Raw genomic sequence first — 25686 nt, 5'->3', positions numbered from 1 at the left:
TGGCGAGGGCCAAGAAATCGATTGGATCGGACATACTGAGTACAGTGAAACCAGAATAGAGCAATTAGATCACATCTTTAATCTGATTGGTATAAGTCCGAAAACCCAATAACGCATGGATGTGTATATGTTTGGGCTATTAAGTAAGGGATCCCTCGTCTCCATGGCGGGCATTGATTTTGGCAGTCAAACCATCAAGGCCGTCACCATCAGCGGACGTCCCGGCAAGGTGCACCTCGGTTCGGTTGCCGAGATCCCCATGCCAAGAGGAACGCTGGTCGACTATCAACTTCAGGACATTGAACGGGTCAGTCAGTCCCTCAAGTCGCTCAAGCGGCTCGTGCAAGGGGATTGCCAGAACGTGGCCACGGCCGTGACCGGTTCCAACGTCATCACCAAGATCATTCAGATCGATACCAACATCAACGAGAACGAGCTGGAGAACCAGGTTCACCTGGAGGCTGAGCAGCTCATCCCCTTTCCCCTTGATGAAGTGAGCCTGGATTTTGAAATCCTAGGCATGGCGGGCGACAACGGGCGTCAGGAGGTCCTGCTCAGTGCCGCGCGGACCGAGAGCGTCAGTGGCCGGGTCAGTGCCCTGACGGAGGCAGGCATGACGACCATGGTGGTGGATGTGGGGGCCCATGCGCTCGGACGCGCCGTGCTGGCTTGCCTGCCCGACCTGCAAACCTCGGAGAAACCGGTTGGCATCGTCGACATCGGTGCCAGCGCCCTGACTTTCGCCGCCCTGCTACGGGGCCAGGTCATCTATTCCCGGTTGCAGAATTTTGGTGGTGATCAATACAGCCAGGCATTGGCCTCTTTTTACAGCATGAGTATGGAAGAAGCGGAACTGGCCAAGCTCCAGGGCTCCCTGCCTGCGGATCATGAGGTGGATGTCCTGTTGCCTCACCTCAGCACTCTGGTGTTGCAGATACGGCGCAACGTGCAGCTGTTTTGCAGCTCCTCAGGGAACAAGGAGCTCTCCAGGCTGGTGCTGACCGGAGGGGGGAGCCTGCTGCCGGGGCTGGCCGGACAAATCGGCAGCGAGCTCAACTGCGAGGTGCTGCATCCCGATCCCTTTGCACTCTTTGGCAAGCCGCAGGGAGAGGGGGGGCTGACTCATGGAGCCAAGTACATGACGGCGCTCGGGCTGGCACTGAGGAGCTTCACACCATGTCAAATATAAACCTTCTGCCCTGGCGGCAGGCTCGGGCGCAGCGTCAGAAGAAACAATTCGGCATCCTGTTCGGTCTGTTCCTGGCGGGGACGGCAGCCATCGCCTTTGCCGCAGACTGGCTGGTGCAGCAGCAGATCGGTTACCAGCAGCAGCGCAATCAGCGGCTGCAGCAGGAGATGGCAACCCTGGACACCCAGCTTGGGGAGATCAGGCTTCTCAAGGAGCGGCGCAAGGAGTTGATTGACCGCATGCAACTCATCGAGCAGTTGCAGATGCGCCGCAACATCCCTGTCCGTCTGTTCAATCAGCTGCCGGTGCTGGTCCCCAATGGGGTGTATCTTGATAGCCTTGCCTTGCAAAACAACAAGATAGATGTGAAGGGAAAGACCGAAGCCTATGGCAGGGTTGCCAGCATGATGCGCCGAATCGACGGTTCCGGCTGGCTGACACAATCCCAGCTCAGCACCATCTTCACGGCCGAGGTGGCCCCCATCGCCCTGAGCCAGTTCTCCATGATGTTCCAGATTGCCACGGCGCTACCCAACGTGGCTAAGGGGCAAAAATGAACCTGCAACAACTCAACGACCTGGATCTCAATGACATTGCCCGCTGGCCGCCGATCGCCAAGGGCATCTTCGTCTTCTTCTGCTGTGCTCTGCTTGGCGGGGCACTCTATTACTACGTGATTGCCAATTCCCTGGCGGCCCTGGGTCGGGAAGCCGCAAAAGAGACTGAGCTCAAGGGACAATTCGAGAGCAAGGCCATGCTGGCCGCGAACCTGGAAGCATACAGAAAGCAGATGGTCCAACTGGAACATCTGGTCGACACCCAGCTCAAACAGCTGCCCAACACCCACGAAGTCGCCGGTTTGCTGGATGACATCAGCTTCATTGCCACCGACAACGGTTTGACATTGAACAGGATCAACTGGGAGCCAGAGGTGAAACACGAGTTCTCCACCGAGCTGCCCATGCGCATCGAGGTCGTGGGCACCTATCACGAACTTGGCAAGTTCACGGCGGACATGGCTGCTTTGCCCCGCATCGTGATCCTGGATTCTTTCCAGCTCAGCCAGGGGAAGGGGGGTGAGCTGATCGGTATGTCCATGCAGGCCAAGACCTACAAGTACAACGGCAAAACCGTGGAGAAAAAGCCATGAGCATGAGAGCGGGCGTACTTCTCTTGTCGGCGCTGCTGTTGACGGCCTGTGGGGGACAGGAGGACATGGATGAATATGTCAAACAGACCAAGGCCAGAAAGCCGGTACCGATCGAACCTTTGCCGGAGATAAAGCCCTTCTCTCCCATGGTCTATCAACGCAGCGATCAGCGCAGCCCGTTCATTGCACCCCAGCCGGAAACCAGTTCCAGGCTGGACGCCAAGGCCAAGCCGGACTGTGCCCAGATAGTGGCCAATCGGGAAAAGGAGGTGCTGGAACGCTACTCGCTTGCCAGCCTGAGCATGAAAGGCTCCATCGGCAAGCAGGGGCAGTTGTGGGCATTGATCAAAACCCCGGACGGGCAAGCCGTGCGCGTCGGGCTCAACCAGCACATGGGGCTGGATCAGGGCAGGGTCATCAAGATAACGAACACGCATGTTGACTTGATGGAGACGGTACCGGATGGCAAAGGATGCTGGGTCACCCGAGAAACCCAGCTGGCCATGGCCAATCTCGACGCAAAACTATGATCAGGGATGAGCAGAGATGAGAACAACAATAAGAAGGATGACCGGTGTGGCGCTGCTGTGGCTGGGCGGATGCACTCAGGTGTGGGCAGTACCCGCGTTGCAGGAGGTCAAGGTGAATCCCCTGCTGGCCGATCAACTCCTGCTGGAGCTCAGCTTCAGCGAACCGGTCAGCGGTTTTACGGACAGGTTGACCTATGAACCCAATCAGCTTCTGCTGCACGTACCCGGGGCCATCGGTGCCCTGACGGTCAATCCCCTGCCCATCAAGCAGCAAGGGGTGAACAACCTCCTGGTGGAGGGGAAGGGGCAGGGGCTCGACATCAAGATCGCCCTCGATCAGCTCACCCCCTATCAGGTCCATCAGCAGGGCAATAAATTGCTGGTGGCGCTGGGAGACAAGGCAGGGCAGCCGGTCGCTTCCTCGGCGGCGCCTGTTGCAGCCAGCCAGTCTGCGCTCGTCAGAAGCCAGCCGGTGACTCAGTCTGCATTGATTGACACCCAGCGAGTTGCCCAGAACCAGTCCCAGTATCAGGCTCAGCCTGCCGTGGCTGCCACGCCTACTGTGGATCCTTCGCCCGTTGCCCCCGGCAAGCCGGTGTTGTCCGTGTCTCAGGCAAACATGGGGGGCGCCTACTTCAACTCGGTCAAGGGCGTGGATTTTCGCCGTGGCAAGGAGGGGCAGGGGGAGTTCCTCGTGACGCTGGACAACAGTTCGGCGGCGGTGGATGTCAGCAGCCGTGGTCAGAAAGTGCTGGCCAAGTTCCACGGTACCCGGGTGCCTGATGATCAGCTCAACCTCATCAATGTGCAGGACTTCGCTACCCCGGTCTCCCAGGTGGAGGTGTTCCGCCAGGGCAATGACACCCTGTTCGAGCTCTCTGTGAACGGCCAGTTTGACTACCGTTACGATCAGGCCGACAAGATGTTCATCATCGAGGTGAAAAAACGGGTGGCCACCACGGCGGCGAAGCAGTACCAGGGCAAGCCCATCTCATTGAACTTCCAGGATATTCCTGTTCGTACCGTGTTGCAGATCATCGCCGATTTCAACAATCTGAACCTGGTGACCACGGACTCGGTCTCCGGCAACATCACGCTGCGCCTCGATGGCGTGCCCTGGGAGCAGGCGCTGGACATCATCCTCAAGGTCAGAGGGCTGGACAAACGGCTGGACAACAACATCCTGCTGGTGGCGCCGGCGGACGAGATTGCCGCTCGCGAGAAACAGCAGATGGAGAGCCGCAACCAGGTGGCGGATCTCGCACCCCTCTACACCGAGTATCTGCAGATCAACTATGCCAAGGCATCGGAAGTGGCGGCCCTGCTCTCCTCCGAGAGTACCAAGCTGCTCTCCCCCAGAGGGGCGGTCAGCGTGGATGAACGTACCAACGTGCTGGTGGTCAAGGACACGGCGGATGTCATCAGCAACGTCAAGCGGATGCTGGATATCCTCGATATCCCGGTCAAGCAGGTGGTGATCGAGGCGCGCATGGTGACCATTGATGATGGTTTCGATGAGGCACTGGGGGTGCGCTGGGGTGTGACCAAGACAGACGGTCATGGCAACGGCACCTCGGGCACCATAGAGGGTAATGATGGCGCCGGAAACAATGATGGCAGTTCCACCATCACTCGCCCCAACGTAGAAGACAGACTCAACGTCAACCTGCCGGTGACCAACGCGGCCGGCACCCTGGCGTTCCAGGTTGCCCGTCTTGCCAATGGCACCCTTTTGGATCTTGAGCTCTCGGCGCTGGAAAAGGAGAGCAAGGCCGAGATCATCGCCAGTCCGCGTGTCACCACGGCCAACCAGAAGCCGGCCCTGATCGAGCAGGGGACCGAGATCCCCTATGTGGAGTCCTCTTCGAGCGGGGCGACCTCGGTCACCTTCAAGAAGGCGGTGCTGAGCCTCAAGGTCACACCGCAGATCACCCCGGACAACAGGGTGATCCTGGACTTGACCGTGACTCAGGATACCAAGGGTGAAACCGTGCCGACCGGAACCGGGGATGCGGTGTCCATCAACGCCCAGTCCATCACCACCCAGGTGTTGGTCAACAACGGTGAAACTCTGGTGCTTGGCGGCATCTATCAACAGACCATCAAGAGCGATGTCAGCAAGGTGCCGCTGCTGGGGGATATCCCCGGGTTGGGCTATCTGTTCAAGAAAACCACCAGTGAAAACAAGAAGCGTGAACTGCTGATCTTCGTGACCCCGAGGATAGTGACCGACGCCCTCTGAAAACTTTACTTGTGAGAGTAAAACACATATAACCTTACGCCCCGATGAGGCTGGGGCGTAAGGGCTGCGGTTGCCAGTCCTGGTTTCTACTGAGATAATCCCCCTCCTGATCCAACGCAAGATAAGGTTCATAGGTACCCCGGTCGAGTGTTTACCGGGGCCATACAGTTTGTAATTACTAACGAAAAGACATGGCTGAGAAACGCAATATTTTCCTGATAGGTCCCATGGGTGCGGGCAAGAGCACCATAGGTAGACATCTGGCAGAACAACTGCACATGGAGTTTTTCGACTCAGATCATGAGATTGAGCGCCGCAGTGGTGCCGATATCGGCTGGGTGTTCGATGTTGAAGGCGAAGAAGGCTTCCGGATCCGCGAAGAGAAGGTGATCGGTGAGCTCGCCGAACAGCAGGGTATCGTGCTGGCAACGGGTGGCGGTGCCATCAAGAGCCGTGAAACCCGCAACAAACTCTCCGCACGCGGCATCGTGGTCTACCTCGAAACCACCATTGAAAAGCAATTGGCGCGAACCCAGAGAGACAAGCGTCGTCCCTTGCTGCAAACCGAAGAGCCGCCCCGTGAAGTGCTTGAGCGTCTTGCGCAAGAGCGCAACGCCCTGTACGAAGAGGTTGCCGATTTTGTCATCCAGACGGATGACCAGAGTGCCAAAGTTGTCGCTAATCAAATCGTCAAGTTGATTGGTATGTAATTCATTAGAGGACGTCCATGGAAAGGTTGAAGGTCGAACTGGGTGAACGCAGCTACCCGATAGAGATAGCTGCCGGTCTGCTGCAACGCCCCGAGGTACTGGCGCAGACGATCAAGGGCAAGCGGGTCATGATAGTGACCAATACCGTGGTCGCGCCCCTGTATCTTGAACAGATCATTCAGTTGCTGTCCGGTTTTCAGGTGGAACACCTGATCCTGCCCGATGGCGAGGCCTACAAAACCCTGGCGACCTTCGAGCGGATCATGTCTGCTCTGCTGGAAACCAGCCATGGTCGTGATACCACTCTGATCGCTCTGGGGGGCGGTGTGATAGGCGATGTTGTCGGCTTTGCTGCGGCAAGCTACCAGCGAGGCATTCCGTTTATTCAGGTGCCTACCACGCTGCTCTCCCAGGTTGACTCTTCCGTCGGCGGCAAGACCGCCGTCAACCATCCCCTCGGCAAGAACATGGTGGGTGCCTTCTATCAGCCCAAGCATGTGATCATCGATACCGACTGCCTCAAGACCCTGCCTGCCCGGGAATTTGCCGCCGGCATGGCCGAGGTGATCAAATACGGCATCATCTGGGATGCCGCCTTCTTCTCCTGGCTTGAAACCAACATGACCCGCCTGCAGCGCCTCGACGGTGATGCACTCTCCTATGCCATTCGCCGCTGCTGCGAGATCAAGGCCGATGTGGTCGGTCAGGACGAGACCGAGCACGGCGTGCGCGCCTTGCTGAACCTGGGACATACCTTCGGCCATGCCATCGAGGCGGAGAAGGGTTATGGCAACTGGCTGCACGGTGAAGCCGTGGCGGCGGGAACCATGCTGGCGGCCGAGACGGCCCTGGCCCGTGGCGACATGACGGCGCAAGAGGTGGCACGAGTCCGCGATCTGCTGTTGGCCGCCGATTTGCCGGTCAAGGCACCGTACGATATGGATTTTGCCGCCTTCATTCGCCATATGCGCCGTGACAAGAAGGTGCTGGAAGGCAAACTGAGGCTGGTGCTGCCGATCGGGATCGGACAGGCCCAGGTCGTGGCCGATGTGACAGACGAGCAATTGATGGCGGTGATCGAGTCTGGTCGTGACCACTAATAAATTGCTCAAACTGCCTTCTCAGCGGCAGTTGGTTGACCGGCTGCTGCACCTGATCGAGTTCAACCACCCCTTTGTTTTTCTCTCCGGCAAGCCAGGCAGTGGCCGTGGCACACTGTGCGAGTCGCTGCTTGCCCAACTGCCCGATGCGGTGCGGGTGGCCAGCCTCATCGGCAGCCCGTCCATGAAGATGGCGGATGTGCGCCAGTTGCTGTTGCAGCAGGTGGTGGCTCGTCCCCTGTTCAACGCGCAGGATGCCCTGGCGGACAGCTTCTTTCGCATGGTGGGTGACAAGCCTGCCAGACTGCTGCTCATCATCGAACGTGCCGATACCTTGCCTGCCGAGCTGGTGGGGGAGTTGTGGGCGCTCTGTCGTCACAACGATACCCTGGCATCTCCTCATAAACTGGCCATCCTGCTCTCGGGTGATGACGCCTGGTGTCGCAACCAGAAGGCGCTCCTCAAGGGACGAGCCATGCCAGCCCTCGAGCTGGAAGTCGCGCCACTGAGCGCTCCTGAGCAACGTATCTTCTTGTATGAGAAGGCCAAAGAGCTCAAGATCCCGACAGCCCTCTTGCCCAAGCCGAAAGTGGAAGAGATCCTGAATGGGGCGGGCGGACATCCGTCAGCCATCATGCAGTTACTGGAGGATACCATGACCGACAGAAGGCCCAAGAAACGTCAGGCCGAGTTGCCCGTCAAGAAGATAGCGATCGTGCTTGCCCTGGTGGCGGGCGGGTTGCTGGCCCTGAGCTATCTGCCCCTGTTCGACAATGCAGGCCAGGACCCCGCCCAGGCACCGTCCCAGGGGACGGCGTTGCCCGATCCCGTCTCAAGCGATCCTGTGAACGTCGGTGCGGCGAGCGGGGCCTTGAGTACTCAGACGAGCAGTGGCGCCACTGCCATCCCGTCAGGGAATCAGGTTGCCCGCGATTGGCAGTCCGATGCCAAGCCCTTGCCCAAGAAGGTCGAGAGCGAGACGGTCACCACGGAGTCAACCAACTATGAGGGGCGCCGGGTCGTCATCTCCGACGAAGTGGTCGAGAAATTGATGAACCAGCCGAACGTCAGCGGCGCCTTGCCCACGGCCGTGGTGGATGAGCTGGTGGGGAGCGGTTCCCGTGCGGTCCCGACCGGAACGACGGCCCAGGTCAAGAATCCGGCCCTGAACAGTGTCCCCGCCCGGACAGAGGCTCAACCGGCCAGTGGCGCGCAGACAGCGCCGGTCGCGGCCCCAGCGGCCAAGGTGGCATTGACGCCGGTGGCGACTCTCAACAAGAAGCCGAAGAATCACTACAGCATCCAGTTGATGGGGGCGAGCAACACCAAGGCGGTAGACAGCTTTGTGGCCGAGCATGGCTTGGCGGGCAAGGTGTGGGTCTACAAGACCCGTTTCCGTGGCAGTCCCTGGTATGTGGTGGTGCAGGGAGACTACGCCAGCAGTGCCCAGGCCAAGGCGGCCATTCGCAAGCTGTCGCCTGCCTTGCTCAAGGGACAACCCTGGCCCAAGTCATTCGCCCAGATACAAAAAGAATTGAAGCAATAGCCAGCCACCCGAAGAAGGGGGTAGAATCACCCCCCTTTTTTGGGCATAGCCTTGTCAACACCGGACTTCCATGAAAAAAACACGCGCGTTTTTAAAATGGGCCGGGGGAAAATACTCCCTGGTCGAAGAGATCGCCGAGCGTTTGCCGGCCGGGCGTGTGTTGCTGGAGCCCTTCGTCGGGGCGGGATCCGTGTTTCTCAACACGGATTACGACGCCTATGTGCTCAACGACATCAATCCGGATCTCATTGGCCTCTACAACCACCTCAAGCAGCAGCCGGACAGCTTCATCAGCGAGGCCCGCAAGCTGTTCGTGGCCGAGCACAACCACAAGACCGCCTATTATCGGCTCCGTACCCAGTTCAACCAGACCGCGGCCGGGTTTGAACGGGCTCAGTTGTTCCTGTTTTTGAATCGCCATGGTTTCAACGGCTTGTGCCGTTACAACAAGAAGGGGGGGTTCAACGTTCCCTTCGGTTCCTACAAGAAACCCTACTTCCCGGAGAAAGAGCTGTGGGCCTTTGCCGAGAAGGCGCAGAAGGCGACGTTCATCTGTGAAAGCTATGCCGACGCCATGGCCCGTGCAGAGGAAGACTGGGTGATCTACTGCGATCCGCCCTATGCCCCCCTCTCCACCACGGCGAGTTTCACCACCTATTCGGCGGGCGGTTTCACCCTGGACGATCAGGCGCTGCTGGCCAGGCTGGCTCGCCACACCGCCGCCCATAAAGGGGTGCCCGTGCTCATCAGCAACCATGACATCGAGTTGACCCGCGAGCTCTATCGTGGCGCCCGGCTCGACGAAATCCTGGTCAAGCGTACCATCAGCCGCAACGGCGGTAGTCGCAACAAGGTGGCTGAGCTGCTGGCGCTCTATCCGCCCGGCATCGAGCCGGAACAGGGCTATTATCCCGGTGAGGCGGAGCTGGTTGCCGTCGGCTGAGTGAACAACGGTCCCTGAGGGGGCCGTTGTCATTTCTGATGCTGCCTCTGGCATTCCGTGAGCCGCGCCTGGCATCGTTTGCCGGCGATGGTGCTGGAGCGGCGTGTTCTGTAGATGCGGGTCGTTTTCATCGCCCTTTTGCGATAAAATTGCGCCGTTTTTTCTGCCACGCTGCCAATGGATGACGCTGATGAAAGACTTTCTGATTGCCCCCTCTATCCTCTCCGCCGACTTTGCCCGTCTGGGTGAGGATGTGGCCAAGGTGCTGGCCGCCGGGGCCGACGTGGTCCATTTCGATGTGATGGACAACCATTATGTCCCCAACCTGACCATAGGCCCCATGGTCTGTCAGGCGCTGCGCGATTACGGTATCGAAGCGCTCATCGACGTGCACCTGATGGTCAAGCCGGTGGATCGCATCGTGCCTGATTTTGCCAAGGCCGGTGCCAGCCTGATCACCTTCCACCCGGAAGCCTCCGATCACGTGGATCGCACCCTGGGCCTCATCAAGGAGCAGGGTTGCCAGGCCGGTCTGGTGCTGAACCCCGCGACCCCGCTCAGCTGCCTGGAGTACGTGATGGACAAGCTGGACGTGATCCTGCTGATGTCTGTCAACCCGGGCTTTGGCGGTCAGAGCTTCATCCCCGGCACCCTCGACAAGCTGCGCCAGGTGCGCCGCCTGATCGACGAGAGTGGCCGCGACATTCGCCTGGAAATCGATGGCGGGGTCAAGGTCGACAACATTCGCGAGATTGCCGAGGCGGGTGCCGACATGTTCGTGGCGGGCTCTGCCATCTTCGGCAAGCCGGATTACAAGGCGGTGATCGACCAGATGCGCGCGGAGCTTGCCCATGTCCGTCACTGATCGCCCCTTTGACCTGGTGCTATTCGATCTGGATGGCACCCTGATTGACAGCGCCCCGCAACTGGCGCTGGCGGTCAACCGTACCCTGGCGGAGCTGGGGTTGGCCGAGGCCGACGAGGCCGTGGTGCGTACCTGGGTCGGCAACGGTGCCGACAAGCTGATCCAGCGGGCTCTCGATTACCGCGACGCCCCGGAGCAGTTTGCCAAGGCCCGCCCCCTGTTCGACCGTCACTATCAGGCCTGTCTGCTGGAAGGCCTGGCCATGTATGACGGAGTGGCCCGGAGCCTGCGCCGTCTGCAGGGGCTGGGTTACCAGCAGGCCGTGGTGACCAACAAACCGAGTCACTTCGTGCAGCCCATTCTGGAGGCCCTCGGCATCAGCGACTGTTTCGCACTCTGGCTCGGGGGCAACTGCGTACCCGTCAAGAAACCGAGCCCGGAGCCGCTGTTGCACGCCTGCCACGAGCTGGGTGTCAGCCCGTCCCGCACCCTGATGGTGGGGGATTCCGAAAATGACGTACTGGCCGCCCAGGCCGCCGGCATGAAGGTGGTGGGGCTCACCTATGGCTACAACTATGGCCGCCCTATCGCAGACTCGCGCCCCGACTGGGTTTGCGAGCAGTTTGCCGAACTCGACGCCCTGCTGGTCTGATCCCGACCGGGCTGGCGGATAACAAGGATTACTACTCTGATGACTAAACCAATCGTATTGAGCGGTGCCCAACCCTCGGGCCAGCTGACCATCGGCAACTACATGGGAGCCCTGCGTCAGTGGGTCAGCATGCAGGATGACTTCGACTGCCTCTATTGCATCGTCGATCTGCACGCCATCACCACCCGCCAGGATCCGGCCGCCTTGCGCAAGGCGTGCCTCGACGCAGCCGCCCTTTATCTGGCGGTGGGCATCGACCCGGCCAAGAGCACCGTCTTCATCCAGTCCCACGTGCCCCAGCACGCCGAGCTCGGCTGGATCCTGAACTGCTACACCCAGATGGGCGAGCTGTCGCGTATGACCCAGTTCAAGGACAAGTCCGCCCGTTTCGAGAACAACGTCAACGTCGGTCTGTTCGGTTATCCGGTGCTGATGGCAGCCGACATTCTGCTTTATCAGGCCAATCAGGTGCCGGTTGGCAATGACCAGAAGCAGCATCTGGAGCTGACCCGCGACATCTGCACCCGCTTCAACAACCTCTATGGCGAAGTCTTCACCCTGCCGGAACCTTTCATTCCGACCGAAGGGGCCCGGGTGATGAGCCTGCAGGACCCGACCAAGAAGATGTCCAAGTCCGACGACAACGAGGCCAACTTCATCGGCTTGCTGGAAGATCCCAAGCAGATCGTCAAGAAGATCAAGCGGGCGATGACCGACTCCGACGAACCGGCCGTGGTGCGTTTCGATCCCGAAAACAAGCCGGGGGTTTCCAATCTGCTGACCCTGATGTCCGGTGTGACCGGCCGCTCCATCCCGGAGTTGGAGCAGCACTTCGAAGGCAAGATGTACGGCCACCTCAAGAGTGAAACGGCCGATGCCGTGGTCGCCTTGCTGGAACCCATCCAGGCGCGCTTCCGCGAGCTGCGTCAGGATGAGGCCCATCTGCAGGCCATTTTGGCGGCTGGCGCACAAAAGGCGCGTGAAAGGGCTGAAAAAACCCTGATCAGCGTATATGATGTCGTCGGCTTCGTTCCTCGAGCCTGACATACTGGGAAGGTGTAGTAGAAGAGAGCTGGGTGGATGCCTGGCTTTCTTTGTTTTACACCTTCCGGTTTGTCGCAACCTCCCCAATGTCAAACACGGGCTTTGCCCCAAGAGAAAGCATGTCTGTCGAATCACAAACCCTGAGTGAAGAGTTGGGTGACAAGGGTCACTGGCTGCGCAAGTTTCGCAAGGCCAAGAGCCTCAATACCTTGCAGTTGATGGTCTCCAACGCCATCGACAAGCACCACAAGACCCCGGCCATCGCGGCTGCCATCTATCTGGCCGAGTGCCAGCGGGAACGGGAACTGGAACAGGGCCGTTATCTGGACCGCTGAGGTCCGTTGTCAGCCCTTGCCAAGGTGACTCCTTCCCATCTGCCTGTCACGACCTGTGCCCTTTTCCCGGTCGCCTCCCGTCTCTTTTACCTTGCCATCCTGACATGGAGCGGCTGATGCTGCCCGATCGGGGACAGGCCCACCGCCGGGTGGGGTCGACAGGCCCGGATCGCCATTGAAGAGCGGACAGACTGCACAGCAGGTGAGGTGATCGCCGGTTTATTAACGCAATGAGACATGCCAGAATGCGCGGCGTTTGTCTGCCCGCGCTCGTAACGGGCTGTCCGATCACCGTCTCTGTCTTATTCCCAGGGTGTTTGCATGCTGCTACTCATCGACAACTACGACTCTTTTACCTGGAACCTGGTGCAATACTTCGGCGCTCTGGGGCAAGAGGTGGTGGTCAGGCGCAACGATGAGCTGAGCCTGGAGGAGATAGCCCGGCTTGCCCCCCGCCATCTGGTGATCTCTCCCGGCCCCTGCACGCCAAACGAGGCGGGCATCTCTTTGGCCGCCATCTCCCGTTTTGCCGGCGAGATCCCCATCCTCGGCGTCTGTCTCGGCCATCAGTCCCTGGCACAGGCCTTTGGTGCCCGGGTGGTGCGTGCCCGTCAGGTGATGCACGGCAAGACATCTCTCATCCGTCACAAAGGGGAGGGGGTGTTCAAGGGGCTCAACAACCCGCTGCGGGTGACCCGCTATCATTCTCTGGTGGTGGAGGCGGCGTCGCTCCCCGACTGTTTCGAGGTCACCGCCTGGAGCGAACATGCCGACGGCAGCCAGGACGAGATCATGGGGCTGCGGCATAAAACGCTGGCGCTGGAGGGAGTGCAGTTCCATCCGGAGAGTATTCTGAGCGAACAGGGGCACCAGTTGCTGGCCAACTTTTTGGCCGTTTCCTGAAAAAATTGCGATGTCTGTCTCAAAACCGTCATGAGGCAAAAAAAAATTTCCCTGAGACTTTATTCACCCTCCTCCCTGTCCAAATTATCTCTTGCCAACACCCCCTGAGCCGTTATGCAATGCGGTTGCCTAAAATCTCAAAGGCAATCGAACATTGTTCCTTATAGGCGGTTAAGTTACAGACTTTTTACTTTTTTTCTGTGATAATTCCGCCACGTTTACACGGATTTAACTTTTGGGCGGTGGATTATTCTGCCGCGAGATAGCAGGAGAGCAATATGTCAGAGTTGTTGGCAGTGACACGTGAAGTGTTTGATGAAGTGATGGTTCCCAACTATGCGCCGGCCAAAATCATCCCGGTGCGCGGCGAGGGGTCACGTGTCTGGGATCAGGAAGGCCGCGAGTATGTGGATTTCGCGGGCGGGATCGCGGTCAATGGCCTGGGCCATTGCCATCCCAAACTGGTCGAGGCCCTGAAATCCCAGGGTGAGAAGCTGTGGCACCTCTCCAACGTGATGACCAACGAGCCGGCCCTGCGCCTGGCCAAGAAACTGGTCGCCGCCACCTTCGCCGAGAAGGTCTATTTCTGCAACTCCGGTGCCGAAGCGAACGAAGCGGCCCTCAAGCTGGCCCGCCGCTACGCCATCGAGAAGTTCGGGGCCCACAAGACCCAGATCATCGCCTTCCACCAGGGCTTCCACGGCCGTACCTTCTTTACCGTCAGCGTCGGCGGCCAGGCTGCCTACTCCGATGGCTTCGGTCCCAAGCCTGCCGACATCACCCACGTCGCCTACAACAACCTGGAGGAGCTGGCTGCCGTCATCTCCGACAACACCTGCGCCGTGGTGATGGAGCCGCTGCAGGGCGAGGGTGGCATCATCAGCCCCACCGACGAGTTTGCCAAGGGGGTGCGCGAGTTGTGCGACAAGCACAACGCCCTGCTGGTTTATGACGAGGTGCAATCCGGTGTCGGTCGTACCGGCGAGCTGTTTGCCTATATGGGTCTGGGCATCACCCCGGACATCCTCACCAGCGCCAAGGCGCTGGGCGGCGGCTTCCCCATCGGGGCCATGCTGACCACCACCGAGATCGCCTCCCACCTGAAAGTGGGCACTCACGGCTCCACCTACGGCGGCAACCCGCTGGCGTGTGCCGTGGCCGAGGCGGTGATCGACGTGGTCAACACCCCGGCAGTGCTGAGCGGCATCAAGCAGCGCGAGCAGCTGTTCCGCGAAGGGCTGGAAGCCATCAACGCCAAGTACCACTGCTTCAGCGAAGTGCGCGGCAAGGGCCTGCTGCTGGGCGCCGTGCTCAACGATGACTTCAAGGGCCGCTCTCGCGACTTCCTGCTCGCCTCCATCGATCAGGGCCTGATGGCGCTGGTCGCCGGTACCAACGTGGTGCGTTTTGCCCCCTCCCTGGTGATCCCGGAAGCAGACATCAAGGAAGGGCTGGCACGGTTCGAGAAAGCGGTCGCTCAGGTGGTCAACGCCTGATCCAAATTGAGGTGGGGAGCCCTCCCGGCAGGAGCCGGGACCCCACCTGTCGTCAATGAAAGGGAGTTGTCATTTATGTTGGTTATCCGTCCTATCGAGCAGCGCGACTTCGCCGGCCTCAAAACCTGTGCCATCGAATCCGGCACCGGCATGACTTCACTGCCGGTCAACGATGAGTTGCTGCAACGCAAGATCGATGCCTCGACCCAGACCTTCCTGGACAAACCGGCCGGCAAGGGAGACTGTCTCTACTTCTTCGTGGCCGAGGATCTGGAAACGGGCGAGATGGTCGGCACCTGCGCCATCGACGCCGCCGTCGGCCTGTCCCAACCGTTCTACAACTATCACATCGGCAAGGTGGTGCACTCGTCACCCAAGCTCGGCATCTACAACGTGGTGGAGACGCTCACCCTCTCCAACGACTACACCGGCAATTCCGAGCTCTGCACCCTGTTCCTGCGTGAATGTGCCCGCGAGGGGCTCAATGGCCGCCTGCTTTCCAAGCACCGTTTCCTGTTCATGGCCGAGCACCCCGAGCTGTTTGACAGTACCGTCTTTGCCGAGATGCGTGGCGTCTCCGATGGCAACGGTCACAGCCCCTTCTACGAGTGGCTGCAAAAGCATTTCTTCTCGATGGATTTCCCCACCGTCGACTATCTGACCGGCATCGGCAAGAAGCGCTTCATCGCCGAACTGATGCCCAAGTACCCCATTTACGTGAACCTGCTGAGCAACGAGGCGCGCGCCGTCATCGGCCAGACCCATGAAAAGACCCGTCCGGCCATCAAGATGCTGCAGGATGAGGGGTTCGTGAATCGCGGTTATGTCGACATCTTCGACGCCGGCCCCACCGTCGAATGCGAGGTGAAGAACATTCGCAGCGTGCGCCGCAGCCAGAAGCTGGCGGTGCTGGTGGGTGAGCCCATCGGCGGCCATACCTACCTCATCTGCAACACCAGGTTCGAGCAATACCGCGCCTGTTACGGCAACATCCGGGTCGATCTGGACAAGCACGAAGCCATCATTCCGCCCAAGATGGCGGCCGCCCTCAAGGTGGAAAATGGCGACATGGTGCGCGTCGTCGATCTGGATTGACCCACCCCGCAGCACAGCATTGAGACAGGCTGCCGAGGCGGCCTGCGTACCCACAGGGAGTGAATTGATGATGTCTTTAGTCCAGTTTATCGATGGCCAGTGGCTGGCCGGTGAAGGCAAGCCGTTCGAATCCATCGACCCGGCCAAAAACGAGGTGATCTGGCGGGGTGAGGCGGCAAGCCAGTCCCAGGTGGATGCGGCCGTCAAGGCGGCCCGCACGGCCTTCTACCATTGGTCCGATCTGGCCCTTGAAGAGCGCCTTGCCATCGTGCGCCGCTATGCCGACCTGCTCGGCGAGCACAAGGAGGCGCTGGCCCTGACCATCGCCCGTGAAACTGGCAAGCCCCTGTGGGAGACCCGCACTGAAGTGGCGGCCATGCAGGGCAAGATTGCCATCTCCATCCGGGCCCATGACGAGCGTACCGGCACGGTGGAAAACCCCATGCCGGGCGCCAAGGCGTTCGTGCGCCACAAGCCCCATGGCGTCGTGGCCGTGTTCGGCCCCTACAACTTCCCGGGCCACCTGCCCAACGGCCACATTGTGCCAGCGCTCATCGCCGGCAATGCGGTCGTGTTCAAGCCTTCCGAGCTGACTCCCATGGTGGCTGAAGCCATGGTCAAGGTGTGGCAGGAGGCGGGGCTGCCCAAGGGGGTGCTCAACCTGGTGCAGGGGGAGGTCGACACCGGCAAGGCGCTGGCCGGCAACCCGGACATCGACGGCCTCTTCTTCACCGGCTCCTCCCGTACCGGCCACTTCCTGCATCAGCAGTTTGCCGGCCAGCCGGGCAAGATCCTGGCACTGGAGATGGGTGGCAACAACCCGCTGATCGTGAAAGATGTGAGCGACATCGACGGCGCCGTCCATGCCATCGTGCAGTCCGCCTTCATTACCTCCGGCCAGCGCTGCACCTGCTCGCGCCGTCTGTTTGTCGAGCGCGGCGAACGGGGCGATGCCCTGGTCAAGCGCCTGGTGGAGGTGGTCGGCCAGATCAAGGTCGGCCTCTATGACGCCGCCGAGCAGCCGTTCATGGGCGCCATGATCAGCGAGAAGGCCGCACTCGGCATGGTCGAGGCGCAAGCCAACCTGCAGCGCCTCGGTGGTGAAAGCCTGCTTGCCCTCAAGCACCTGGAAGCGGGCACCGGCTTTGTCTCCCCGGGCATCATAGACGTGACTGCGGTCAGCGCGCTGCCGGATGAAGAGTACTTCGGCCCGCTGCTGCAGCTCATTCGCTACGACGACTTCGATGCGGCCATCGAGAAGGCGAACGCCACCAGTTTCGGTCTCTCGGCAGGCCTGCTCGGTGACAATGAAGCGGACTGGAACCACTTCTTCAAGCGCATCCGTGCCGGTATCGTCAACTGGAACAAGCCCATTACCGGTGCTTCCAGTGCCGCCCCCTTCGGCGGCATCGGTGCCTCCGGCAATCACAGAGCGAGCGCCTACTACGCCGCCGACTACTGTGCTTACCCGGTCGCCTCCGTCGAAGACAGCAAGGCTGCTATGCCGGATCAGCTGTCTCCCGGTCTGACCTTCTGATAACAAGAAAATAAAAGAGGGGCACTGAACAGGTGCCCCTGTCTGTACCCGCAATCAAAGGAAAGAGAGATGCAAAAGGATATCGACACCCTGTTTGGCCATCTGTGGGACAACTACATTCAGGTCACCCCCAGTGCTCACAAGGTTCATCAACTGCTGGGCGGCGGTGCCCCCATCATCAACGATCACGTGGCGTTTCGGACCTACAACCTGCCCAAGCTCGGTCTCGAGAAACTGGCGGCCCATTTCCGTACCCTGGGGTACGAAGAGAAGGGCGAGTATGTGTTCAAGGCCAAGAAGCTCTATGCCAAACACTTCGAGCATAAAGATCCTGATGCGCCCAAGGTGTTCATCAGCGAGCTGAAGGTGGAAGAGCTCTCCGAAGGTGCCCAGGCCATCATCCACAAGCTGGTGGATCAGGTACCCGATCACCTCACCGACCCCCCGGCTTTCCTCTACGCCGGCGCGCCCTGGCAGGTCTCCCACACCGACTACCAGACCCTGCTGGCAGAGAGCGAGTATGCCGCCTGGATGGCCGCCTGGGGTTATCGTGCCAACCACTTCACCGTCAACATCAACCGCCTGAAGGACTTCGACACCATCCAGCAGGTGAATGCGGCGCTCAAGGCGGCAGGCTTCGTGCTCAACACCGTTGGCGGCGAGGTGAAGGGCGATCCCGAGGTGATGCTGGAGCAATCCTCCACCATGGCAGACAAGGCCGAGGTGCCCTTCAGCGACGGCGTGCGCACCATCCCGAGCTGCTTTTACGAGTTTGCCCTGCGCTACCCGCAGGCCGATGGCGTGCTCTACCCTGGCTTCGTCGAAGCGTCGGCCGACAAGATCTTCGAATCCACCAACGCCATGTAATGGCCGCCATGAAAACAACGCCCCGTCTGGGGCGTTTTTTATAGATTTACGCCGACCTGACACCTCTTTACCTCCCCTTAACCCATCAGTTCGCGGCGATTCGCTAGCATGATACCGCCCGCTGCCGTGGGCCATCGCCGCACCGTGCCGGTGTATGCCACCCGTTTTGGAGTCATGCCATGAAGATTGTTCTGCCTTTGCTGTTTTCCCTCACTACTCTGACCGCCGCAGCGGGCGATCAGGGCAGCCGTACCCCACCCAAGCCTCCGCGCGAGCTGTCGGCCGAGATGAAAGCGGCGTTTGAGAGTTGCAAGGAGCATGGCAAACCGGGGGAGTCGGAATTTGACAACTGCATGTCAGATCTGGGATTTGAGCGGCCGGACGGCCCGGCACCGGCAGGTGGGAAGCAGGGGGAGAATGAGGCCGAGTAAACTGGTGCGGGCCAGTCGGTTAGGATGGGCCCGCACCGCTCACACCCGTTGCAGTGCCCCTTCGGTGGCCAGCAAGGTGGTCATGCCGGCGGCCTTGCCCGCCTGAATGCCTATCCGGGTGTCTTCAAACACCAGGCAGTTGGCCGGGTTGGCGCCGAGCTGCTCGGCCACTTTCAGGAAGGTGTCCGGGTGGGGCTTGTGATTGACCACATCATCGGCACTCACCAGCACGGAGATGAAGGCATCGAGCCCGGTCTGACGCAGGATGTGCGCCGCATGTTCCCGGGTTGAGCCGGTACCTATGCCCATGGGCACCTTGTCGTGGTACTGCCTGACCAGCTCCCACATGGCGGGAAACACCCGGACGTCGTCGATCCGTGCCAGGTAGAGGGCCACCTTGCGCCGGGCAAAGGCTTCCACGTCGATGGTCATCCCGTGCTGCTCTGCCAGCATGGTCACTATCTTGCGGGTGGGGATGCCGCCGTACTCGTTGAGCTGTGCCCGATCAAACGGCAGGCCGAACTCGGCACTGGTGATTTCCCAGGCATCCAGGTGCAGAGGCATGGAGTCCACCAGGGTGCCATCCATGTCGAAGATCAGGGCGTCGTACTCGTCGAATCGGGGCTGTTCACTCTGGTGATGATCGCAGGGGGATGACTGGGGCATGGGGGGCGTCCTCTTCGGCAAAGACTCACCCTAGCAGATCCGGCTCGCAGATGTCGCGACCTTCATCATGGTTGGCAGTGGTTTTGACCATCGGCTAATGATTTATGAGACAATAATGTGCCTTGTACCCCCTGTGCCGATATCTCACATGAGCGAGCCTGCCTATGTCCCCCAAAACCGTCTTCTCGAGCGTGGCCCTGGTGATCGCCCTGGGCTCACTGGAAAAGAGCATCGTCACCACGCCCTTGCCCATCATAGGGGTTGAGCTGAACGCCGGTGCCGCCCTCACCTGGGTCGTGACCGCCTATCTGCTGGCGGCCACTGCGGCCCTGCCCATCTATGGCAAGTTGAGCGACATGTTCGGCCGGGTACGCATGCTCAACATCGGTATCGGCCTGTTTCTGGCGGGATCCGTGGCCTGCGCCCTGGCCCAGGATCTGCCAACCCTGCTGGCCGCCCGCGTGCTGCAAGGGTTGGGGGGCGGGGGGCTGATCGCACTCGCCTTTACCGTGATCGCCGACTGTATTCCGCCACGGGAGGTGGGCAAGTATCAGGGGTATATCTCGGCGGTCTATGCGGTCTCCAGCATCGCAGGCCCGCTGCTCGGTGGCTATTTTACCGAGCAGCTCAGCTGGCGCTGGATCTTCTGGATCAATCTGCCGCTCGGCGCTATCGCCCTCTGGCTGGTGAACCGCAATCTGGGTCACCTCAATGTGCGCCGCTACAGCCGCTTCGACTGGAAGGGAGCGGCACTGCTGATTACGGTCACCACCCTCACCCTGTTGCTGCTCTCGCCGGAGGCGGCCTTGCCCGCCGTCTGGCTCGCGGCTGCGCTGGGGGCGGCCTTGTTGCTGCTGATCCTGGTGGAGCGGCGGGCCCACGACCCCATACTGCCGGCCCACCTGGTGCGCCTGCCGGGTTATCTGGTGAGCGTGCTGCTGGCGCTGGCCTCGCAGCTGCTGATGTTTGCCGTGCTGGTCTACCTGCCGTTGCAGATGCAGTGGCAAAAGGGGATGAGTGCCAGTGACAGTGGCGGGATCATGGTGATCTTCATGGTCTGCATCACGGCAGGGGCCTTCGTCGGCGGCAAGCTCATCGGTCGCACCGGTCACTACAAGCGTTTCGTGGTGGCAGGTTTTGCCCTGGCAGCGCTGGCCCTGTGGCAGATCCACTTCGACGTCTGGGCCAGAGTGGGACTGGGGTTTGCCGGATTGGGGCTGGGTCTGGTGCTGCCGGCGCTGTCGGTGGTGGTGCAAAATGCCCTGCCGCGGGAAGATCGCGGTATCGGCATGTCCCTGTTCAACTTCTGCCGGGAGCTGGGTGGGGCGGTCGGTGTCGCCATCTGCGCCGTGTTGTTCCATGCCGCCCTGCCAGCAGGCAGCAGCCCCAATCTGGTCAGCCTGAGCCCGGCCGAACTGGCACCCGGTTTCAGCGCCACCTATATCGGCATGGCGCTGATCGCCACCGCCGCCCTGCTGGTCACCTTGCTGGCATTGAAGCGCCACGAGCTGGCCAGCAAGCACGTCTGATAGTTGCTATCGGATACAAAGAGGGCTCCCCGCGGGGAGCCCTCTTCATGGGATCAGGCTGGTGCCTTTCCTTCCGTGTCGGGGCCTTGTGCCACTCAGCCCGCTCATCGGGCGTCGGGGCGGGAAGGTGACCTGACAGGCTCGGGTTGCTGGCGCTCGGCCTGGGCATCGAGTTCCTTGCCGAGGAAGTAGTTCAGGAAGGTGCGGATGACCGCGATGATGGCGAGGCGCACCAGCTCCTCCTTGCTCGGTGCCACTGTGGTGGCCAGGATGTCGGCGGCGAGCTGGAACTCCAGCGCCAGGATGAGCCAGCTGCCGAAGCAGAGGCGGATACGGGGAAAGCCGGGCTCGTGATCCCGCACTCTGGCCGCCAGCCAGAGGGTCTTGCCAAGGCCGATGACCACGCAGGCGATGGAGATGATCTCCAGCAGCAGCTGGAACAGCTCCACCCCGTGCATCATGCCCTCTTTCAGGCTCGCTATCTCGAACACTCGGTTACCTCCATGATTCAAAAGAGACACTTTTAACACGGCTTGGGGGCCGGTTCCAACTCAGAGTCTTCTGAGCATCATGGCTATCTGGTCGATGAGCTGACGAGCGGCAGGGCTGATGGCCGCCAGTTGGAAGTAGCCATGAATGACGCCATGCTGCCGCTGGCAAGTGGCATCGACGCCAGCCTGCACCAGCTTGCCATACAGGGCTTCCCCTTCGTCGCGCAGCGGATCATATTCCGCCGTGACGATATGGGTCGGCGGCAATCCTGACAGGGCGGGATGGTGGAGCGGGCTGGCTTCGGGATGGCAGGGGGGCTGGCTGCCCAGGTAGGCGTGAAAACCGCTTGCGAGCATGTCCCGGGTGATGAGGTAGTCGTCACCGAGATCGCGGTAGCTTTGGCTCTCGCAGAGGGCATCCAGCATGGGATAGAGAAGCAGCAGGGCCTTGGGCAAGGGGGCGCTGGCAGCCTTGAGCCGCAAGGTGGTGACCAGGGCGAGATGACCCCCTGCGCTGTCGCCGGCAATGGCGAGACGTGCCGGATCTCCATGCCATTTCTCCACCTCGGCCATGATGGCCCGCGCGGCGGCCAGCGCATCGTCGTGAGCCGCAGGATAGGTGTGTTCCGGGGCGAGGCGGGTGTGTACGGCGAAGATCAGGGCGCTGGCCCGGTTGCACAGCATCCGCATCTGGCGATCGTGGGTCTCGAAATCCCCGCTGACAAAACAGCCGCCGTGAAAATAGATCAGCACCGGATACGCGGGGTCCGGTTTGTCTGCGGGCCGATAGCAGCGGATGGCGTGGTGATCGGCCTGCCACTCTTCGATGGCGCCCACCTCTTCCCGCTCACCGCCCAACAAGGCAGAGGCAAGGTAGCCGTCACGGCGCGCCTGCCAGCTCAGCTGGCTCGCCTTGGGACGACCTGCGGCGATGAAGTCTGCCACCATGGCTGCGATGGCCGGTTCGAGTTGTTTTTCCATAAGACACCAATGACTGTATATAAAAACAGTTATTGTGCGCTTTTGGCCCGTGAGCGCAACCGGCGTTAGCTGAGGCAGCTCACAAAATCAGGCTTCAATCAGCACGAATTCAATCACATAGAGGGGCGGCAGTGCGGGGTAGATATCGCGGATCACATCTTTAAGCTCGGGGAGGGTCATGTTCTCCTGACGGGCGTGCTCGTCGCTCAGCGCCTCGAAGGCGACCGCCTTGACCGAGATGACTTCAATGGTGCCAAAAGGCTGGTGTTCCGGGTTGGTGAACAGGGCCAGGCGCTGGCCGGGCTGCCAGTTTGCCTCGCTCTCGTCGCGGATGGTGATGGTCTTTCGGCCAGCCTGGATGTCGGCGACAAAGCGGCTGAAGAAGGTGAATGCCGGGTAGGCCGGGGTGTGCTGGGCCATGTCGTCTCCGAAGGGCAAGGGGTGAGAGGGCGGCTCAGGCCGCGGCGGGCCCATTTTAGGAGGGGCGGGGGGAGCGTGCAGCACTTTTTACCCCGACATGTGAAGGGCGACCGACTGCGTTCACGGACCGGTAAAATGGCCGCAACTGAACCTGGATGTGAGATGATGCGGCCTCCTCTTTCTTGATATGTAACAAATCAAGGGGACGGGCTCTGTGGTCTGATGGCGTCCGGGGCCGGCCGTGGTTGACGTTGAACAAAAGGAGCAAGTGTGAATTCCGAGTTGATCTGGGTGCTCAGCATGCTGGTGGGTGCCATTCTCCTGTTTATTACCAACAAGGTACGCATGGACGTGGTCGCCTTGTTGATCATCATCCTGTTCGTGTTGAGCGGCACCCTGACCCTGCCGCAGGCGCTGGCAGGATTCAGCGATCCCAACGTCATTCTGATTGCCGCCCTGTTCGTGGTGGGGGAGGGGCTGGTGCGTACCGGCATCGCCTATCAGGTGGGAGATGCCCTGGTGAAGGTGGCCGGCAGCAGCGAAACCCGCATGCTGGTGCTGCTGATGGTGGCGGTGGCGACCCTGGGGGCCGTGATGAGTTCGACCGGGGTGGTGGCCATCTTCATCCCCGTGGTGCTGAGCGTGGCGAACCGGATGGGGATCCCGGCGGGCAGACTGATGATGCCGCTCGGCTTTGCCGGCCTTATCAGCGGCATGATAACGCTGGTGGCAACCCCTCCCAACATGGTGGTGAACAGTGAACTGATGCGCCACGACATCCAGGGGTTCGGCTTCTTCGGCTTCACTCCCATGGGTGTCATCATTCTGGGGATGGGGATCCTCTACATGCTGCTGATGCGCAACCGTCTGGTGCGTGAAGGGGAAGAGGGCAAGGGCAAGCAGATGGGACGCAGCACCATGCGAGATCTCATCCGTGACTACCGGCTGGCCGGGCGAGCACGCCGACTGGCGATCCGGCCCGACTCCCCCCTGATCGGCCAGACCCTGGACGAGCTGCAATTGCGTGCCCGCTTCGGGGCCAACGTCATCGGGATGGAGCGCTGGCGCAAGTTCAGGCGGGTGATGGTCAGTGTCACCGGGGTGACCGAGTTCCAGGCCAAGGACGTGCTGCTCATCGACATGTCGGATCCCGAGGTGGATGTGCGGGAGTTTTGCAGCGAGGCGCGGCTCGAGCCCATGATATTGCGCGGGGAGTATTTCTCCGATCAGGCGCGGGAGGTGGGCATGGCGGAGGTCTCCCTCATCCCCGGCTCCCGGCTGCTCGGCAAGAGCATCCGCGAGGTGACCTTCCGTTCCCGTTACGGTCTGAGTGTGGTGGGGATCCGCCGGGATGGAGAGGCGCTGACCGGCAAGCTGGTGGACGAGGCGCTGCAGATGGGGGATACCCTGCTGGTGGTGGGGAACTGGAGCCTCATTCGTCAGTTGCAGACCCATCATCGCGATTTTCTGCTGCTGGGCCTGCCTGCGGAAGTGGACGAGATGGCGCCGGCCCGCAGCCAGGCCATCCACGCCCTGATTGCCCTCGGGGTCATGATAGTGCTGATGGTGACGGATCCCGTGCCCAACGTCATCGCGGCGCTCATCGCCTGCCTGCTGATGGGCAAGTTCCGCTGCATCGATCTGGAGAGTGCCTACAAGTCCATCCACTGGCCGACCTTGATCCTCATCGTGGGCATGTTGCCCTTTGCCCTTGCATTGCAGCAGACCGGCGGGGTGGATCTCATCGTCGGCGCGCTCATCTCGGCAGTGGGGGAGATGGGCCCCAGGGTGATGCTGGCCAGCCTCTTCGCGCTCTGTGCCGTCATCGGGCTCTTCATCTCCAACACGGCGACGGCGGTGCTGATGGCGCCCATCGCGCTGGGGACGGCCCATCAGATGGGGGTCTCGCCTTATCCCTTTGCCATGACCATCGCCATCGCCGCCTCGGCAGCCTTCATGACGCCGGTCTCGTCGCCGGTCAACACCCTGGTGCTGGGCCCGGGCAACTACAAGTTCATGGATTTCGTGCGCATCGGCGTGCCCTTCACCTTGCTGGTGATGGTGGTCAGCGTCATCGCCATCCCCTGGTTCTTCCCGTTCTGAGGACAGCAAACGATATGGCGGCCTGCGGGCCGCCTTTTTATTGCCCGCAGCGCTCTGCGAGATGAAAAGGGCGGCATCACGCCGGAGCAGGACATAGCGCCGTCGCAGAGGAGAGCACAAGGCTCAGCCGTTGAGACATGAGGTGGCGTTGCAGGCGTGCGATGGCGTGGAGAGGGGAAGAAGAGCGGCAAACGCCGGATACAAAAAAACCAGCCTGAGCTGGTCTGTTTGGTACTGCTTTCGATGGTGCGGAAGGAGAGACTCGAACTCTCACGCCTAGGGCGCCAGAACCTAAATCTGGTGCGTCTACCAATTTCGCCACTTCCGCAAGAATAATGGTGGCTATGACGGGATTCGAACCTGTGACCCCCGCATTATGAGTGCGATGCTCTAACCAACTGAGCTACATAGCCGTCTTGTGCACGACTTGCGTCGAATACAAGCAAAAATGGCTGGGGCACTAGGATTCGAACCTAGGTATGGCGAGATCAAAACCCGCTGCCTTACCGCTTGGCGATGCCCCAACAGTGTTCTTTGCAATCGGATGATTGAAGGAACGTTTTTCAAACATGGTGGCTATGACGGGATTCGAACCTGTGACCCCCGCATTATGAGTGCGATGCTCTAACCAACTGAGCTACATAGCCGTTTGTTGTCAACCACAAACGTGGAAGAGAACAGAAAAATGGCTGGGGTACTAGGATTCGAACCTAGGGATGGCGAGATCAAAACCCGCTGCCTTACCGCTTGGCGATACCCCAACAGCGATGCCTGACAGAGACCATCAAACATCATTCAAAAAATGGCTGGGGTACTAGGATTCGAACCTAGGGATGGCGAGATCAAAACCCGCTGCCTTAC

The 25686-nt window shown here is 60.5% G+C and carries 25 protein-coding genes and 5 tRNA genes; 21 read left to right on the top strand and 9 right to left on the bottom strand.

Annotated elements, in window-relative coordinates; all coding sequences use genetic code 11:
* Window positions 1-127 precede the first annotated feature (127 nt).
* From tapM to AB5Y64_RS03885, 19 genes are all read left to right on the top strand, one after another.
* A complete protein-coding gene (tapM, locus tag AB5Y64_RS03975) occupies window positions 128-1189 on the top strand; it encodes a PilM family type IVa pilus assembly protein TapM (protein WP_319900198.1) in 1062 nt (353 codons plus the stop codon).
* Window positions 1177-1746, top strand: a complete 570-nt coding sequence (gene tapN / locus AB5Y64_RS03970; RefSeq protein ID WP_039039579.1) for a PilN family type IV pilus biogenesis protein TapN — start codon at window positions 1177-1179, stop codon at window positions 1744-1746. The genes tapM and tapN overlap by 13 nt, the downstream gene beginning before the upstream one ends.
* Window positions 1743-2339 (top strand): PilO family type IV pilus biogenesis protein TapO, encoded by a 597-nt coding sequence (gene tapO, locus AB5Y64_RS03965; protein ID WP_041212566.1) that lies wholly within the window; start codon window positions 1743-1745, stop codon window positions 2337-2339. The genes tapN and tapO overlap by 4 nt, the downstream gene beginning before the upstream one ends.
* Before the next feature lie 2 nt (window positions 2340-2341).
* Window positions 2342-2869 (top strand): pilus assembly protein PilP, encoded by a 528-nt coding sequence (locus AB5Y64_RS03960; protein ID WP_039039609.1) that lies wholly within the window; start codon window positions 2342-2344, stop codon window positions 2867-2869.
* Between the two features lie 16 nt (window positions 2870-2885).
* A complete protein-coding gene (locus AB5Y64_RS03955) occupies window positions 2886-5111 on the top strand; it encodes a type IV pilus secretin PilQ family protein (RefSeq protein WP_279968707.1) in 2226 nt (741 codons plus the stop codon).
* Window positions 5112-5302: 191 nt separating this feature from the next.
* The gene (gene aroK / locus AB5Y64_RS03950; RefSeq protein ID WP_010673824.1) at window positions 5303-5821 is read left to right on the top strand and encodes a shikimate kinase AroK; all 519 of its coding nucleotides are present in this window, start codon (window positions 5303-5305) and stop codon (window positions 5819-5821) included.
* 17 nt (window positions 5822-5838) lie between these two features.
* Entirely contained in the window at window positions 5839-6921 is a 1083-nt protein-coding gene (gene aroB / locus AB5Y64_RS03945; RefSeq protein ID WP_103243575.1) for a 3-dehydroquinate synthase, read from the top strand.
* The gene (locus AB5Y64_RS03940; RefSeq protein WP_323938495.1) at window positions 6911-8467 is read left to right on the top strand and encodes an SPOR domain-containing protein; all 1557 of its coding nucleotides are present in this window, start codon (window positions 6911-6913) and stop codon (window positions 8465-8467) included. The genes aroB and AB5Y64_RS03940 overlap by 11 nt, the downstream gene beginning before the upstream one ends.
* Before the next feature lie 70 nt (window positions 8468-8537).
* Window positions 8538-9410, top strand: a complete 873-nt coding sequence (locus AB5Y64_RS03935; RefSeq protein WP_053288713.1) for a Dam family site-specific DNA-(adenine-N6)-methyltransferase — start codon at window positions 8538-8540, stop codon at window positions 9408-9410.
* Between the two features lie 190 nt (window positions 9411-9600).
* Window positions 9601-10275: a ribulose-phosphate 3-epimerase gene (gene rpe, locus AB5Y64_RS03930; protein ID WP_368203305.1), complete on the top strand. Its 675-nt coding sequence runs from the start codon at window positions 9601-9603 to the stop codon at window positions 10273-10275.
* On the top strand, window positions 10262-10927 hold the full coding sequence (locus AB5Y64_RS03925) for a phosphoglycolate phosphatase (RefSeq protein WP_128271845.1): 666 nt from the start codon (window positions 10262-10264) through the stop codon (window positions 10925-10927). Before rpe ends, AB5Y64_RS03925 begins: the two co-directional genes overlap by 14 nt.
* A 39-nt stretch (window positions 10928-10966) precedes the next feature.
* Window positions 10967-11971 carry a tryptophan--tRNA ligase gene (gene trpS, locus AB5Y64_RS03920; protein ID WP_010673830.1) on the top strand — a complete coding sequence of 335 codons (1005 nt, stop codon included), beginning with the start codon at window positions 10967-10969 and terminating at the stop codon, window positions 11969-11971.
* A 119-nt stretch (window positions 11972-12090) separates the two neighbouring features.
* Window positions 12091-12306: a hypothetical protein gene (locus AB5Y64_RS03915; RefSeq protein ID WP_010673831.1), complete on the top strand. Its 216-nt coding sequence runs from the start codon at window positions 12091-12093 to the stop codon at window positions 12304-12306.
* 321 nt (window positions 12307-12627) lie between these two features.
* On the top strand, window positions 12628-13209 hold the full coding sequence (locus tag AB5Y64_RS03910) for an aminodeoxychorismate synthase component II (protein WP_041215622.1): 582 nt from the start codon (window positions 12628-12630) through the stop codon (window positions 13207-13209).
* Window positions 13210-13487: 278 nt separating this feature from the next.
* On the top strand, window positions 13488-14705 hold the full coding sequence (locus tag AB5Y64_RS03905; protein WP_039039586.1) for an aspartate aminotransferase family protein: 1218 nt from the start codon (window positions 13488-13490) through the stop codon (window positions 14703-14705).
* Between the two features lie 75 nt (window positions 14706-14780).
* Window positions 14781-15800 (top strand): arginine N-succinyltransferase, encoded by a 1020-nt coding sequence (gene astA / locus AB5Y64_RS03900; protein WP_119196903.1) that lies wholly within the window; start codon window positions 14781-14783, stop codon window positions 15798-15800.
* Between the two features lie 67 nt (window positions 15801-15867).
* Window positions 15868-17337: a succinylglutamate-semialdehyde dehydrogenase gene (astD, locus tag AB5Y64_RS03895; RefSeq protein ID WP_103243572.1), complete on the top strand. Its 1470-nt coding sequence runs from the start codon at window positions 15868-15870 to the stop codon at window positions 17335-17337.
* A gap of 69 nt (window positions 17338-17406) precedes the next feature.
* On the top strand, window positions 17407-18204 hold the full coding sequence (locus AB5Y64_RS03890; protein ID WP_103243571.1) for a DUF1338 domain-containing protein: 798 nt from the start codon (window positions 17407-17409) through the stop codon (window positions 18202-18204).
* Between the two features lie 179 nt (window positions 18205-18383).
* A complete protein-coding gene (locus AB5Y64_RS03885) occupies window positions 18384-18635 on the top strand; it encodes a hypothetical protein (protein ID WP_048207156.1) in 252 nt (83 codons plus the stop codon).
* Between the two features lie 39 nt (window positions 18636-18674).
* On the opposite strand, the gene AB5Y64_RS03880 is transcribed toward AB5Y64_RS03885, so the two are convergent.
* Entirely contained in the window at window positions 18675-19301 is a 627-nt protein-coding gene (locus AB5Y64_RS03880; protein ID WP_103243570.1) for an HAD family phosphatase, read from the bottom strand.
* A gap of 164 nt (window positions 19302-19465) precedes the next feature.
* Here AB5Y64_RS03880 and AB5Y64_RS03875 point away from each other — a divergent pair, with 164 nt between their 5' ends.
* Entirely contained in the window at window positions 19466-20830 is a 1365-nt protein-coding gene (locus tag AB5Y64_RS03875; protein WP_103243569.1) for an MDR family MFS transporter, read from the top strand.
* Window positions 20831-20934: 104 nt separating this feature from the next.
* Here the strand turns inward: AB5Y64_RS03875 and AB5Y64_RS03870 are convergent, their stop codons facing one another.
* The 3 genes from AB5Y64_RS03870 to yqfB all read right to left on the bottom strand — a co-directional run bounded on the left by AB5Y64_RS03870 (window position 20935) and on the right by yqfB (window position 22722).
* Complete coding sequence (locus AB5Y64_RS03870; protein WP_010673839.1) at window positions 20935-21321, bottom strand: DUF1622 domain-containing protein; 387 nt, start codon at window positions 21319-21321, stop codon at window positions 20935-20937.
* A gap of 60 nt (window positions 21322-21381) precedes the next feature.
* Entirely contained in the window at window positions 21382-22302 is a 921-nt protein-coding gene (locus tag AB5Y64_RS03865; protein ID WP_103243568.1) for an alpha/beta hydrolase, read from the bottom strand.
* Window positions 22303-22389: 87 nt separating this feature from the next.
* The gene (gene yqfB, locus AB5Y64_RS03860; protein WP_010673841.1) at window positions 22390-22722 is read right to left on the bottom strand and encodes a N(4)-acetylcytidine aminohydrolase; all 333 of its coding nucleotides are present in this window, start codon (window positions 22720-22722) and stop codon (window positions 22390-22392) included.
* Between the two features lie 270 nt (window positions 22723-22992).
* On the opposite strand from yqfB, the gene AB5Y64_RS03855 reads away from it, so the two are divergent.
* Window positions 22993-24825 carry an SLC13 family permease gene (locus AB5Y64_RS03855; RefSeq protein WP_029314126.1) on the top strand — a complete coding sequence of 611 codons (1833 nt, stop codon included), beginning with the start codon at window positions 22993-22995 and terminating at the stop codon, window positions 24823-24825.
* 244 nt (window positions 24826-25069) lie between these two features.
* On the opposite strand, the gene AB5Y64_RS03850 is transcribed toward AB5Y64_RS03855, so the two are convergent.
* The 5 genes from AB5Y64_RS03850 to AB5Y64_RS03830 form a co-directional block, all read right to left on the bottom strand.
* Window positions 25070-25153: transfer RNA gene (locus AB5Y64_RS03850), tRNA-Leu, on the bottom strand.
* Between the two features lie 8 nt (window positions 25154-25161).
* Window positions 25162-25238 (bottom strand) — tRNA-Met (locus AB5Y64_RS03845).
* 36 nt (window positions 25239-25274) lie between these two features.
* Window positions 25275-25349, bottom strand: a tRNA-Gln gene (locus tag AB5Y64_RS03840).
* 46 nt (window positions 25350-25395) lie between these two features.
* Window positions 25396-25472: transfer RNA gene (locus AB5Y64_RS03835), tRNA-Met, on the bottom strand.
* Between the two features lie 39 nt (window positions 25473-25511).
* Window positions 25512-25586, bottom strand: a tRNA-Gln gene (locus AB5Y64_RS03830).
* Window positions 25587-25686: the final 100 nt, after the last annotated feature.

The organism is Aeromonas sp. R5-1 (genome assembly GCF_040908265.1).
Classification (GTDB): Bacteria; Pseudomonadota; Gammaproteobacteria; order Enterobacterales; family Aeromonadaceae; genus Aeromonas; species Aeromonas caviae.
Note: the sequence above shows the minus strand (reverse complement) of the source record. Positions and strands in the feature narration are given on the sequence as shown.

Coding starts and splice junctions, on each gene's coding strand:
- AB5Y64_RS03915 (WP_010673831.1), top strand. CDS start 12,091: ATGTCTGTCGAATCACAAACCCTGAGTGAAGAGTTGGGTGACAAGGGT.
- AB5Y64_RS03935 (WP_053288713.1), top strand. CDS start 8,538: ATGAAAAAAACACGCGCGTTTTTAAAATGGGCCGGGGGAAAATACTCC.
- AB5Y64_RS03865 (WP_103243568.1), bottom strand. CDS start 22,302: ATGGAAAAACAACTCGAACCGGCCATCGCAGCCATGGTGGCAGACTTC.
- rpe (WP_368203305.1), top strand. CDS start 9,601: ATGAAAGACTTTCTGATTGCCCCCTCTATCCTCTCCGCCGACTTTGCC.
- AB5Y64_RS03890 (WP_103243571.1), top strand. CDS start 17,407: ATGCAAAAGGATATCGACACCCTGTTTGGCCATCTGTGGGACAACTAC.
- AB5Y64_RS03875 (WP_103243569.1), top strand. CDS start 19,466: ATGTCCCCCAAAACCGTCTTCTCGAGCGTGGCCCTGGTGATCGCCCTG.
- AB5Y64_RS03880 (WP_103243570.1), bottom strand. CDS start 19,301: ATGCCCCAGTCATCCCCCTGCGATCATCACCAGAGTGAACAGCCCCGA.
- AB5Y64_RS03910 (WP_041215622.1), top strand. CDS start 12,628: ATGCTGCTACTCATCGACAACTACGACTCTTTTACCTGGAACCTGGTG.
- tapO (WP_041212566.1), top strand. CDS start 1,743: ATGAACCTGCAACAACTCAACGACCTGGATCTCAATGACATTGCCCGC.
- astA (WP_119196903.1), top strand. CDS start 14,781: ATGTTGGTTATCCGTCCTATCGAGCAGCGCGACTTCGCCGGCCTCAAA.
- yqfB (WP_010673841.1), bottom strand. CDS start 22,722: ATGGCCCAGCACACCCCGGCCTACCCGGCATTCACCTTCTTCAGCCGC.
- astD (WP_103243572.1), top strand. CDS start 15,868: ATGATGTCTTTAGTCCAGTTTATCGATGGCCAGTGGCTGGCCGGTGAA.
- aroK (WP_010673824.1), top strand. CDS start 5,303: ATGGCTGAGAAACGCAATATTTTCCTGATAGGTCCCATGGGTGCGGGC.
- trpS (WP_010673830.1), top strand. CDS start 10,967: ATGACTAAACCAATCGTATTGAGCGGTGCCCAACCCTCGGGCCAGCTG.
- AB5Y64_RS03925 (WP_128271845.1), top strand. CDS start 10,262: ATGTCCGTCACTGATCGCCCCTTTGACCTGGTGCTATTCGATCTGGAT.
- AB5Y64_RS03955 (WP_279968707.1), top strand. CDS start 2,886: ATGAGAACAACAATAAGAAGGATGACCGGTGTGGCGCTGCTGTGGCTG.
- aroB (WP_103243575.1), top strand. CDS start 5,839: ATGGAAAGGTTGAAGGTCGAACTGGGTGAACGCAGCTACCCGATAGAG.
- AB5Y64_RS03885 (WP_048207156.1), top strand. CDS start 18,384: ATGAAGATTGTTCTGCCTTTGCTGTTTTCCCTCACTACTCTGACCGCC.
- AB5Y64_RS03905 (WP_039039586.1), top strand. CDS start 13,488: ATGTCAGAGTTGTTGGCAGTGACACGTGAAGTGTTTGATGAAGTGATG.
- tapM (WP_319900198.1), top strand. CDS start 128: ATGTTTGGGCTATTAAGTAAGGGATCCCTCGTCTCCATGGCGGGCATT.
- tapN (WP_039039579.1), top strand. CDS start 1,177: ATGTCAAATATAAACCTTCTGCCCTGGCGGCAGGCTCGGGCGCAGCGT.
- AB5Y64_RS03960 (WP_039039609.1), top strand. CDS start 2,342: ATGAGAGCGGGCGTACTTCTCTTGTCGGCGCTGCTGTTGACGGCCTGT.